The sequence below is a fragment of the Azospirillum soli genome, from assembly GCF_017876165.1.
Lineage (GTDB): Bacteria > Pseudomonadota > Alphaproteobacteria > Azospirillales > Azospirillaceae > Azospirillum > Azospirillum soli.
The window spans coordinates 189,615-201,591 of record NZ_JAGINQ010000013.1; the positions used below are offsets into that span (position 1 = coordinate 189,615).

Consider the following 11,977-nt stretch of genomic DNA (forward strand, 5'->3'; position numbering starts at 1 on the left):
GTCTTCAGGACACTTCGGTCATCAGTTCGGTCGGGAAGCCGGCCTCATGCAGCTTGGCGACGAGCTGCTGGACGTGGGTGCGGTCGCGCGTTTCCAGGACCACGTCGATCTCGGCCATCTTGACCGGCACGTCGTGGAACAGGCGCTGGTGGTGGACCTCCACGATGTTGGCGCCGGCCTCGCCGAGCAGGCGGGCCACGCGGGCCAGAGCGCCGGGGGCGTCGGTGATGCCGATGCGGACGCGGACGATGCGCCCCTCGTAGACCAGGCCGCGCATGAGAACCTGCGCCAGGATGCGCGGGTCGATGTTGCCGCCGGACACCACGATGCCCACCCGCTTGCCGGCGAAGCGGCCGGGATCGTCGAAGACGGCGGCCAGCGCCGCGGCGCCGGCCCCTTCGGCGACCAGCTTCTGGACGGTGGCGAGGCGGTAGACGGCCTCCTCCAGCCTTTGCTCGCCGACCTCCACCACATCATCCACATATTGGCGGACCAGCGGCAGGGTGACGGCGCCCGGCGCCTTGACGGCAATGCCCTCGGCGATGGTGGCGCCACCGCAGGACACTGGTTGGCCGGCCAGCGTCTGCTTCATGGACGGGTACATGGCGCATTCGACGCCGATGACCTGGATGGCCGGCTTCAGCGTTTTGGCGGCCACGGCCATGCCGCCGATCAGGCCGCCGCCGCCGATGGGCACGACCAGCGTGTCGAGGTTGGGGGCGGCCTCCAGCAATTCCAGCGCGACGGTGCCTTGGCCGGCGGCGACCAGCGGGTCGTCGTAGGGATGGACGAAGATCAGCCCCTCCCGCTGGGCGAGGTCATGGGCGAAGGCGGCGGCGTCGCTGAGCGTGTCGCCGTGCAACTCGACTTTGGCGCCGAAGCTCTCCGTGCGTTCGACCTTGGTGAAGGGGGTGAAGCTCGGCATCACGATGGTGGCGCGGATGCCGAGGCGGCTGGCGTGGCAGGCCACGGCCTGGGCGTGGTTGCCGGCCGACATGGCGATGACGCCGGCCTGGCGTTCGGCCTCGCCCAGGGACAGCAGCTTGTTCAGGGCGCCCCGCTCCTTGAAGGAGCCGGTGAGGTGCTGGTTCTCCAGCTTCAAAACCAGGGAGCAGCCGGTCATCTCCGACAGGCGCGGCGACGGCTCGGCCGGCGTTGTGGGGATCAGGCCGGCGAGGCGTCCGGCGGCGGCGCGGACATCGTCCAGTGTGACGGTCGTCATGATGAGGTCCGAAGGTCGCGGGGGGTGAGCGTCAGCACCTTGGCGCCCGCCGCCTCCAGGGTGCCACGGTCGCCGGTCAGGCGCAGGGTGGCGCCGTCGCGCCAGTTCCGCACCAGATCGCCCCAGTGAGGGGAGAGCGGGTTGCCGGACTGACCGGTGGCGATGATGAAGCGGGAGTTGCCGAGATTGGCGAGGTCGTAGACGGCGCGGAAGCCGGCGCCGTGGACGTGGGCGAAGGGGTTCTGCGGGTCGCGGATGCGGGTGGTACCCCGGTTCACGGTAAAGGCGCCGCCGTCGGTCTCGATGGACAGGTCGAACAGCTCCTTCAGCAGCGGCACGCGGCCGAGCAGGCGATGATTGAGTTCGGCCTTGTGCTCCCATCCCCAGCGCCACGCGACGACATGGGGGCCGTGGCGCCGCTCGATCTGGGCCAACGCCGCCTTGAGGGAGGCGGACAGGGCGTCCGTGCAGGTCTCCCGAGCCGGCGTGGTCACGTCGTCGCACCACTGCGGTGCCTTGGTCAGAACGTTCTGGACGGCGCGCGGGCGCAGGTCCCAGTAGCCGGCGAAGATGTCGCCCAACTCGTCGGCGAAAAGGGTGCGGACCAGCTCGCGCAGCCACCATTCGAAGATCAGCGGCTCCGGCCGGTCACGCTTCATGCTGCCGTCCCAGCCCTTCAGTTGGTTGACGGCCTCGGCCACCGGGCCGCTGTCCACGGGGACCTTGAGCATCAGGGGCAGCAGATCGCGGGCCGGCAGGGACACGCTGTCCAACTGCTGGGCAACCACGGCCTCCACAGTGTGGCGGCCGGTGCCGAGCATCTGTTCGATCCGCTTGGCGCGGGACGGGTCGGGCCAGTCGGCGCCCAGGAAGTGTGGGTAGTTGGGGCCGACCACGGCGTTGTTGGCGTTGACGAACTGGCCGGATGGCGGATCGACCGCCTGCGGCAGCGCGTCGAAGGGGATATAGCCGGTCCAGTCATGCTCTCCGGTCCAGCCCGGCACCGGAACGCGGCCGTCGCCGGCCCGACGCACCGGCACCAGCGCCGGGGAGAGGAAGCCCATGGTCCCGGACGTGTCGGCGTAGACGATGTTCTGCTGGGGCGCGGTGTGCAGGAACAGCGCCTCGCGCACCGCCCCGGCGTCGGCGGCGTGATTCAGGCGGTAGAGCGCCTCGGCCGAGGTGTCCTTGGCGTTCAGCCCGGTGAAGGCCAGGGCCAGCACATGGCCTTCCGGAGCGACGCCCGCCGTGTCCGGCGAGGTCAGGACCGGGCCGTGGCGGGTTTCCCGCACGGTCAGCACCTCGTCAGGCTGGCCGGCGATCCGGATGATCTCGGTCCGGGTGGCAAAGGGCTGCGGGCCGTCCGGCGTCAGGTAGCGGGTCGGGTCCTGCGGGTCGATCTTCTCGATGAACAGGTCCTGGGTGTCGCTGTGGGTGGTGGTGAAGCCCCAGGCGACGCGGGTGTTGTGGCCGAGGACATGGAGCGGGATGCCCGGCACCGTGCCGCCGGCGATGCTGTGGGCCGGGGTGACGATGCGGGCCAGATACCAGAGGATCGGCGCGTCGAGCCCCAGATGTGGGTCGTTGGCGATGATCGGCTTGCCGGTCGTCGTGCGGCCGCCGGACAGCGCCCATTCGTTGGAGGCCGTGTTGAAGCCGAGGTTGGGCAGGGCGGCCAGCGCGGACTTCAGGTCCATGTCCTGGAGTTCGGCGGCCAGGGTCACGGGCGTGCCCGGCGGGTCGGTCGGGAACAGGTCCTGCACCTGCTCCGGCGTAAGCTTTTGCAGGGCGCGTGCCCGGAACAGCTCGTCCGCCGAGTTGCCGGAGAGCTGAAGCGCCATCAGCTTGCCCCAGACGAGGCTGTCGGCCGGGCGCCAGGGTTCCGGCGTGTGGCGAAGAAGTTGGAACTCGATGGGCAGCGCCTCGGTCCGGTTCTCCAGATAGGCGTTCACCCCCGCCGCGTAGGCGTCGAAGGTGGCCCGCACGTCGGGCGGCAGCGTATCGTAGATGGCCTCCGCTCGCCGGTAGACGCCGAGCGTCCGCATGGAGCGGTCGAGCCGCAGGGCGAAGTCGCCGAAGCGGGTTCCGACCAGCTCCGACAGGCGGCCGGCGCCGCTGCGGCGCATGGTCTCCATCTGCCACAGCCGGTCCTGCGCGTGGACGTAGCCCAGCGCGAAATAGGCGTCCTTCTCCGTCGCCGCGAAGATGTGCGGGACGGCGTTGCGGTCGCGCAGCACCTCCACCGGGTTGTCGAGGCCGGGCAGGGTGGCGGTGCCGCTGTGGACCGGCATCTGCTCCCGCATCCACAGCAGGAAGCCGCCCGCCCCCAGCGCGGGGACCAGAACCACGAGCGCCACGATGGCGAGGATGACGACAATGGTGCGGGTTATGGCGCGGCGGATCATCCCGGCTCCGGCAGGAAACACCTTTCAAAGATGGTGTTCGAGCGGATAAGCGCTAGGCGTTGCCTGTTGTTATGCATGCAATGCATGTCCCAATTCTGGACGCGGTGCTTTTCACCCGATTGCTCCGGACGTGAAACCAGCATCAAGCTTGGCCCACCAGCGTTGCGGCGATGGTCCACATGACGACGCCGATGCCCACCTCCAGCACCCGCCACGCGCCGGGGCGTGCGAAGACCGGCCGCAACAGACGCGCGCCGTAGCCCAGCGAGAAGAAGAACAGGAAGGACGCGGTCATCGCCCCAAGGGCAAAGGCGCCCTTGCCCGAGGTAAACTGCGTAGACACGGAGCCGACCAGCACCACGGTGTCCAGGTAGACGTGCGGATTGAGCCACGTCAGCGCCAGACAGGTCGCCAGCGTCGGGCCGAGACCGGCCGGAACGCTGTTCGCCGGTGCCAGCGCGTCTGCCGAGCGTGCCGCCGCCCAGAAGCTGCGCAGACCGTAGGCGAACAGGAAGGCCGCGCCAGCATAGCGTGTCGCGGTTTCGAGCCACGGCACCCAGTCGCTGGCCTGATGGAAGCCGGCAACGCCCGCCAGGATCAGCACGGCGTCCGAGATCGCGCAGGTCAGGCAGATCGCCAGGATGTGCTCGCCGCGCAATCCCTGGCGAAGCACGAAGGCGTTCTGCGCGCCGATGGCAACGATCAGGCTGAGGCCCAGAAGGAGGCCGGGGACGAAAGCGGACAGCATGGCGGGCACCTCGTTGTCGGAGGCGCTTCCGCTACCATGGTCGGCGAGATTAGAGTGATTAAAGATTCTTCGCTGAGTTAAGGAACGCTAATCCATGTTGGATTATGCCCTGCTCGCCGCCTTGGCGGCTGTGGTCCGCACCGGCAGTTTCGAACGGGCCGCGCAGCAGCTTCACGTCACCCCTTCGGCCGTGTCCCAGCGCGTGAAGCTTCTAGAAGAAAGGCTTGGGACGATCCTGGTGGTGCGCGGTACCCCCTGCGCCGGCACCCCGGCGGGGCTGCGCCTGTGCCAGCATGTTGAGCAGGTGACTCTGCTGGAAAGCGAACTGCGCCGCGACTTTCCGGGCTTCCAGCACACCGGGCCGCCGGTGACCGTGCGCATCGCGGTGAACGCGGACAGCCTCGCCACATGGTTTGTCGCCGCCATGGCTGAAACGCGGGACTGCCTGTTCGACCTTGTCTTGGACGATCAGGAGCACAGCGCCGATTGGCTGCGCCGGGGCGAAGTCCTGGCGGCGGTGACGGCCAGCGCGAAGCCGGTGCAGGGCTGCGACAGCACACCGCTGGGCGCGTTGCGCTACATCGCAACCGCCAGCCCGGCGTTCGTTAGCCGGCATTTCTCCGGGGAACTGGATGCCGAATCCTTCGCGCACGCGCCGCGCCTGACCTTCAACAGCAAGGATCGGTTGCAGACGCTGTGGACACGGCAGGTCTTCGGAACGGAGATCCCGTCGCCCAGCCACTGGTTGCCCTCGTCCCAGGCCTTCATCGACGCGGCACTGGCCGGCCTCGGCTGGGGGATGAACCCGGAAACGCTGGTCGCCGAACACGTGCGCGACGGGCGGCTGGTCGAACTGGTGCCGGACCAACCGCTGGACGTCCCGCTGTTCTGGCAGCGAAGCCGCATCGCGAGCAGCACCCTTGCCGACATCACGCGCGCCGTTCTCACCACGGCGCGCGCCATGCTGCATCGACCGTGATTCCGGGCCGGATGGAACCAACGGATGGGGCGGTCAAGCCGCGGAGGACAGCACGTCGCGCAGCAGGTCCGGGGACACCGGCTTGTGCAGCAGGCGGTAGCCGCTTTGCTGGACCTCCGCGATGCGGGCGGGGTCGGTGTCGCCGGTGAGGACCACGGCCGGGACGCGGACGCCGCACACGCCGAAGATGTCGCGGATCGCCTGAAGGCCCGTACGCCCTTCGCGCAGGCGGTAGTCGGCGAGGATCATGTCCGGGCGTTGGCCGAGGCTGGTCAGCGTGCTGATGGCCTCGTCGGAGGACATGGCGGCGACCACCTCGTACCCCCATTCCTCCAGCAGCGCCCGGACGCTGAGCAGGATGATGGCGTCGTCCTCGACCACGACAATCAAGCCCTTGCCGGAGGCCGGCTGGTTGGCGGGGCGGCAGGTCTTGGGCGCCGCACGCGCGGCGACCGTCGGCACCGTCAGCGAGAAGCGGCTGCCCTGTCCGGCCGTCGAATGGAGCGTGACGGTGTGGTCGAGCAGACCGGCGAGGCGCCGCACGATGGCGAGACCGAGGCCGAGGCCCTTGCGCCGGTCGCGCTCCGGGTTGGCGAGCTGGGTGAACTCCTTGAAGATCTCCTCCCGCTGGTCCTCGGGAATGCCGATGCCGGTGTCGAGAACGTCGATCCGCAGGTCGGAACCGGACGGGCGGCAGCCGATCAGGATGCGGCCACGCTCGGTGTAGCGGATGGCGTTCTCGATCAGGTTGCGCAGGATGCGCTCCAGCAGGGCCGGGTCGCTGCGGGTCCAGCGGTTGGTCGGCACGTGGCGCAGCGTGAGGCCGGCCTCCGCCGCGCGCGGGGCGTACTCACCGGCCAGCCGCTCCAGCATGGGGCCGAGGGCGAATTCGGTCACGCTGGGGCTGACCACGCCGGCGTCGAGCTTCGACACGTCCAGCAGGCTGTCGAGCAAGGTGCGCAGGCCGTTCAGGGATTCGCTCATGCTCGCCAGCAGGGGGGAGGCGGGATGCCCGTTCAGCTTGTCGGACAGAGCGTGGGCGAAGAAGAACAGCGATTGAATGGGCTGGCGCAGGTCGTGGCTGGCGGCGGCCAGGAACTTGGTCTTCGCCATGTCGGCGCGTTCGGCGCGGTCCTTGGCGGCCAGGGCTTCCTCGCGGGCGCGCTCGGCCTCCTCCTTGGCGCGGCGCAACGCGTCCTCGGCGGCCTTGCGCGCCGTGATGTCGCGCATGATGCCGGTGAAGAAGCGCCGCCCCCCAGCGCGCCATTCGGCAACTGACAGTTCCAGCGGAAAGGTGGAGCCATCCTTGCGCCGGCCCTCGACCTCCCGCCCGACGCCGATGATGCGCCGCTCGCCGGTTTCTCGGTGGCGGGCCATGTAGCCGTCGTGGGCGGTCCGGTGCGGTTCCGGCATCAGCAGGCGGACGTTGGCGCCGACCGCCTCCTCCGCGCCGTAGCCGAAGGTGGCTTCGGCGGCGCGGTTGTAGGAATGAATGGTCCCTTCTTCGTCGATGACCACGATCGGGTCCACCGCCGTGTCCACGATGGAGCGGTAGCGGGCCTCCTGCAGTTCCGACCGTTCCGCCACGCGCCGCCGGTCGAGCAGGGCGGAGGCGAGCGCCAGCGACAGCAGCAGGATCGTTCCCGCGCCCGTTCCGACGGCGAGCAGCGGGGTGGACAGGACCATGCTGCCGTCCAGTGGCATCATATGCGGGTGCGGTTCGAGGAAGCTGGCTGCGGCCATACCCGTGTAGTGCATGCTGACGACCGCCAGACCCATGACCAGGGCGCTCGCGAAGCGCTGAAGCGGGCTGGCGGTGCGGAAGGCGAGCCACAGCGCGGCGGTGGAGGCGGCGATGGCGATGGCCACCGACGCGCCGACCAGCGTCGTGTCGTAGGCGAGGCTCCCCGGCATCTGCATGCCCGCCATGCCGACATAATGCATCGATACGATGCCGAGCCCGGTGAGCGTTCCGGCGATGGGCAGGGTGAGGCGCCGGGGGATGTTGCGGGCGACCGCAAACAGGCCGGCGCCCGACACCGCCACGGCCAGCAGAAAGGACAGTGTCGTGAGGCCGATGTCGTAGGTGACCGGCATTGGCGTGCGGAAGGCCAGCATGCCGATGAAATGCATCGACCAGATGCCGGCCCCCATGGCGACCGCGGAGCCGCCGAGCCAGACGCCGGGCCGGCGCCGCGCCTCCCTGGCGTGCGAGGCGAGATCAAGCGCCACGTAGCTGCCGAAGGTGGCAACGACGATGGAGAGCGCGACGAGGAGTGGGTCGTAGTGTCCAGGCACGGTCGGGCGCGAATACAGGAAAAGAGAACAAGGGTTTCGCTTACTCAGAGGTGTTACATAGGCGAAGCGGGCGCGCCGCCCAACCTGCCCAAAGGTCCGCCTGAACTATAAAAAGGCGTAGCCGATACCCTGAATGGAGGAGCGATGCTCCGGTCTTCCGAACGGTCTGAGAAGCACTGGGTCAGGCATTGGGTGCTGCGCCCCGTCGTGACGACGGTGGCGGTGCTGTATTTCCTCATCGACGCTGTGGTCTTTGGCGTGATCCGGCCGTTCGCCGCCTGGGTTGGCAGCTGGCCGGTCTTCGCCAGGGTGGCCCGGTGGGTGGCTGGGCTGGGTCCTTATCCGACGCTGGTGCTGTTCCTGGTGCCGCTGGTGGTGTTGGAACCGGCCAAGCCGCTCGGCCTCTATCTGATGGGAACCGGCCACGCGCTGGAAGGGGTGGTGGTCATCGGCACCGCCGAGGTTCTGAAGATCACCTTGGTCGAGCGCCTGTTCCACATGAGCCGGGACAAGCTACTGACCATCCCGGCTTTCGCTTGGGGCTATGTCCGCGTGGTGCGTTGGCTCGACTGGCTGAAGGCCCTGCCGGCGTGGCAGGCGGTGTTGCGGGCGTGGCGCCGGGTGGCGGAGGCGGCGCGGAGCCTGACGCGGGCGGTGCGCGGCTGGGCGTGGCGGTTCGCGAAAAAGGGGTAGAAAGGGCAGGTGCTTGCCGAGTCGGTCGTACTTCCGCATAATCCCTCCCGTCCAAAGGAAGGTGGCAGGGGTGATCGTGCGCGTTTTATCCATGGCTCTGGCTTGCCTCGTCGCGCTGGCGGCACCCGCCGTCCAAGCCGGCGAGTCCAAGAACCAGCCGGTGGTTGTGCGCGGCGGCGACAACCCTTCCGTTGGCCCCTCGACAGCGCCCAGGACGGCCGCGCGCGTGGAGAACGGGGTGCGCGTCCTGTCGCCGCTGGCGATACAGCAACAGCAGCAGGGTGGTGCGGCCGGCAGCCGCGCCAGCGACTGCGACGCGGCGGAGCGGGGCGACCCCAACGCGGCCTACCGCATGGCGCGGCGCTTCCTGTTCGGCATGGGGGTGTCGCGCGACCGGCGCGTTGGCACCGCCTGGCTGCGCGCCGCCGCGACGCGCGGGCATCCGGACGCGCAGAAGATGGTCAAGTACGTGCCGGGCCAGATGGGGCACATCCGCCCCTGGTGCCGGCCGGGCGCCGCCCCGCTGCGCGCGCTGGCCCCGCCGCCGGCCGAGATCGCCAAGCTCGTCAAGGAGATGGCGCCGAAATACGGCCTCGACCCCGCGCTGGTGCTGGCCGTCATCCAAGTGGAAAGCGCCTATCGCACCGACGCCGTGTCGCCGAAGGAGGCCGCCGGGCTGATGCAACTGATCCCGGACACGGCGGAGCGGTTCGGCGTGACCGACGTCTTCGACCCGGCGGAGAACGTCAAGGGCGGCATCAAGTACCTGCGCTGGCTGTTGGCCTACTTCCAGGGAGACGTTACTCTGGCCCTGGCCGGCTACAACGCGGGCGAAGGTGCCGTGGACCGTCACAAGGGCGTGCCGCCTTACGAGGAGACGCAGAACTACGTGCGCTCCATCCGCCGCATCTACGACGCGGACACGCATCCGTTCGATGCGGCAGTGACGGGACCGTCGCCGTTGCTGGCCCGTCAGGCGGCTGACCTGTCGCGGCCCAACAGGGGTTAGAACGCTACAAGACTAGGGGAGAAACCGCGCCGTGCCGATGTCCGAACGCAGCTTCCTCGGCCTCAGCGCGGCCGGTTTCCACAGCGTGGCCTATACCCAGTGGGGCCGCGACGACGCGGCGCGCACGGTGGTCTGCGTGCACGGCCTGACCCGCAACGGGCGCGATTTCGACGCGCTGGCGCTGGACCTCGCGGATCATTACCGGGTCGCCTGCCCCGACGTGGTGGGGCGGGGGAAGAGCGGCTGGCTCGCCGAGCCGACGCTTTACGGCTATCCGCAATATTGCGCGGACATGGCGGCGCTGATCGCCCGGCTGGGCGTGGACGCGGTGGACTGGGTCGGCACTTCCATGGGCGGGCTGATCGGCATGATGCTGGCTGCCCAGCCGAACAGCCCGATCCGCCGGCTGGTCGTGAACGACGTGGGGCCGTTCATTTCCAAGCCCGGCTTGCAGCGGATCGCCGACTATGTCGGCAAGGATCCGGTGTTCGAGGATATTCCGGCGGTGGAATCCTACCTGCGCTTCGTCCTGATGGGCTTCGGCCGGCTGCCCGACGAGGCGTGGCGGCACATGGCCGAGCACAGCGCGCGTCTGCGCGGGGATGGGCGTTACGGCCTCGCCTACGATCCGGCGATCGCCGAGGCGTTCAAGACGCAGCCGATGGGCGACGTCGATCTGTGGGCCATCTGGGACCGCATCCGCTGTCCGGTTCTGGTGCTGCGCGGTGCTACGTCCGACATACTGCTGCCCGAAACGGCGGAGCAGATGACCCGGCGCGGCCCTAAGGCCCGTGTGGTGGAGTTCGCGCACACCGGGCATGCTCCGGCACTGATGACCGAAGACCAGATCGCGGCGGTGCGCGGCTTTCTGCTGGAAGAGTAGGAGCGTCCGGCGGGACTTTCCGACGAGACTTTCCGACGCATGGGCAACGCCGGCTGCAACCGTTAATCATGGCGGATCGGCGGCAATGGTGCTGCCGATGTTTCGGAGGGTAGGACGATGCGAAAGCTGAGTCTGACCCTGTGGGTGAAGATAAGGGCGATGGGAGTGCGGCTCCACATCGCCCTTGAAATTACCTAGCAGGTAGGTGGTCGGGTCAATGACCCGGCCACCTACCCTCCAAACATAAGCGAGGGTGTATGGCTCGGCAAGTCTCAAACGCGCTTACGGCGGTGGCGGCGGCGGTTGTCGTGGGGCTCGCGGTCGGGGTGATTCTGTTCATCACCTCGGGGCTGTTCCTGGCGCTGGCGATCGGCCTTCCGGTGCTGATCGTCGTGGCGGTTCTGGTCGGCGTGCTGACCGGCCGGGCGGAAATCCGTATCGAGCGTCGTGACGATTGACGGACCGTGACGATTGACGTCGAGCGTCCTATAAGGACCCCATGACCGACGCCGATTCCGCTTTCGACCCCCACGCCCTGCCGCCGCTGCGCGACGTGATCGCCCGTTTCGGGCTGGATGCCCGCAAGGCGCTGGGGCAGAACTTCCTGCTCGACCTCAATCTGACCGGGCGCATTGCGCGTTCGGCCGGGGATATGGCGGGTGTCACCGCCATTGAGGTCGGGCCCGGCCCCGGCGGACTGACGCGCGCGCTGCTCGCCACCAAGGCGAAGCAGGTCATCGCCATCGAGCGCGACCACCGCTTCATCGACGCCTTGCAGGACGTGGTGCAGGCGGCGAACGGGCGTCTGAGGATCGTGGAGTCGGACGCGCTGGAAGTTGACCCAGTGGACCTCGCCCCGGCGCCGCGCGCCATCGTGGCGAACCTGCCCTACAACGTGGCGACCCCGCTGCTGATCGGCTGGCTGGCGAAAATCGAGGAATATGTCAGCCTGACGCTGATGTTCCAGAAGGAGGTCGCGGACCGTCTGGTCGCCAAGCCGGGCAGCAAGGCCTACGGCCGCCTGTCGGTCATCACGCAGTGGCGGACGGAGGCGAAGGTGCTGTTCAACCTGCCGGCCAAGGCCTTCACGCCGCCGCCGAAGGTGGACTCCTCGGTCGTGCATCTGACGCCGCGCGTCAACCGGGAACCGGCGGAGTGGCGGGCGGTCGAGCAGGTCACCGCCGCCGCCTTCGGCCAGCGCCGCAAGATGCTCCGTCAGAGCCTCAAGAGCCTTGGCGACGCTGAGGCGCTGCTGGCCGCCGCCGGGATCGAGCCGACCGCCCGCGCCGAGGAGGTGGACGTCGCAGGTTTCGCCGCGCTGGCGCGGGCGTTCCGGGGCCAATAAGCCAAGGTCAATAAGGCGGGGTTAAAGCGAATTTCAGCTCAGTTTAGATTCGGGTAGCCGCATAGCTTGAACCACGCTTTGGCGTCGGTGGCGGTGATTGCATTGAGGGCTGGGCCGAGTTCCTCGTTGAGGGCATTGACGGTGCGGGCTTCCTTGGCGCGCAGGATTCCTTTGAGTTTGGCCCAGCCCGGCTCGATGGGCGAGAGGTCGGGCGAGTAGCGCGGGAGGAAGCGGACAAGGATCCCCGCGGTCTCAAAGGCAGCAAGGATATCGGCCCGCTTGTGAGCGGCGACGCGCTCTGGGAGTATCCGGAATTTCGTGCTCGGCGGGGCGGATTTCAGTTTCAGGCGTTCATCGCCCTTGCGAACCGGTCGCCGAAGATAACGGCCATCTGC

General features: G+C 68.6%; 11 protein-coding genes. 6 read left to right on the plus strand and 5 right to left on the minus strand.

Annotation, left to right across the window (positions count from 1 at the left end):
- Nucleotides 1–4: 4 nt before the first annotated feature.
- The 3 genes from J2852_RS20315 to J2852_RS20325 all read right to left on the minus strand — a co-directional run bounded on the left by J2852_RS20315 (nt 5) and on the right by J2852_RS20325 (nt 4,375).
- Nucleotides 5–1,222 (minus strand): threonine ammonia-lyase, encoded by a 1,218-nt coding sequence (locus J2852_RS20315; protein ID WP_209878908.1) that lies wholly within the window; start codon nt 1,220–1,222, stop codon nt 5–7.
- Nucleotides 1,219–3,627, minus strand: coding sequence for a penicillin acylase family protein (locus J2852_RS20320; protein WP_209878910.1), 2,409 nt, complete (start codon nt 3,625–3,627; stop codon nt 1,219–1,221). Before J2852_RS20320 ends, J2852_RS20315 begins: the two co-directional genes overlap by 4 nt.
- A 142-nt stretch (nt 3,628–3,769) precedes the next feature.
- A complete protein-coding gene (locus J2852_RS20325; protein ID WP_209878912.1) occupies nt 3,770–4,375 on the minus strand; it encodes a LysE/ArgO family amino acid transporter in 606 nt (201 codons plus the stop codon).
- Between the two features lie 94 nt (nt 4,376–4,469).
- On the opposite strand from J2852_RS20325, the gene J2852_RS20330 reads away from it, so the two are divergent.
- Nucleotides 4,470–5,354, plus strand: coding sequence for a LysR family transcriptional regulator ArgP (locus J2852_RS20330; protein ID WP_209878914.1), 885 nt, complete (start codon nt 4,470–4,472; stop codon nt 5,352–5,354).
- Between the two features lie 33 nt (nt 5,355–5,387).
- On the opposite strand, the gene J2852_RS20335 is transcribed toward J2852_RS20330, so the two are convergent.
- Nucleotides 5,388–7,652, minus strand: a complete 2,265-nt coding sequence (locus tag J2852_RS20335) for a hybrid sensor histidine kinase/response regulator (RefSeq protein WP_209878915.1) — start codon at nt 7,650–7,652, stop codon at nt 5,388–5,390.
- Nucleotides 7,653–7,796: 144 nt separating this feature from the next.
- Here J2852_RS20335 and J2852_RS20340 point away from each other — a divergent pair, with 144 nt between their 5' ends.
- The 5 genes from J2852_RS20340 (at nt 7,797) to rsmA (ending at nt 11,582) form a co-directional block, all read left to right on the plus strand.
- Nucleotides 7,797–8,345, plus strand: coding sequence for a hypothetical protein (locus J2852_RS20340; protein ID WP_209878917.1), 549 nt, complete (start codon nt 7,797–7,799; stop codon nt 8,343–8,345).
- A 76-nt stretch (nt 8,346–8,421) separates the two neighbouring features.
- Nucleotides 8,422–9,354, plus strand: a complete 933-nt coding sequence (locus tag J2852_RS20345; RefSeq protein ID WP_343206788.1) for a lytic transglycosylase domain-containing protein — start codon at nt 8,422–8,424, stop codon at nt 9,352–9,354.
- 31 nt (nt 9,355–9,385) lie between these two features.
- Nucleotides 9,386–10,237, plus strand: a complete 852-nt coding sequence (locus tag J2852_RS20350) for an alpha/beta fold hydrolase (RefSeq protein WP_425514396.1) — start codon at nt 9,386–9,388, stop codon at nt 10,235–10,237.
- Between the two features lie 257 nt (nt 10,238–10,494).
- Nucleotides 10,495–10,695: a hypothetical protein gene (locus J2852_RS20355; protein ID WP_209878919.1), complete on the plus strand. Its 201-nt coding sequence runs from the start codon at nt 10,495–10,497 to the stop codon at nt 10,693–10,695.
- A 41-nt stretch (nt 10,696–10,736) separates the two neighbouring features.
- A complete protein-coding gene (gene rsmA, locus J2852_RS20360) occupies nt 10,737–11,582 on the plus strand; it encodes a 16S rRNA (adenine(1518)-N(6)/adenine(1519)-N(6))-dimethyltransferase RsmA (protein WP_209878921.1) in 846 nt (281 codons plus the stop codon).
- 38 nt (nt 11,583–11,620) lie between these two features.
- Here rsmA and J2852_RS20365 read toward each other — a convergent pair.
- The coding region (locus J2852_RS20365) for a transposase (protein WP_209878923.1) at nt 11,621–11,977 on the minus strand (357 nt) is incomplete at its 5' end.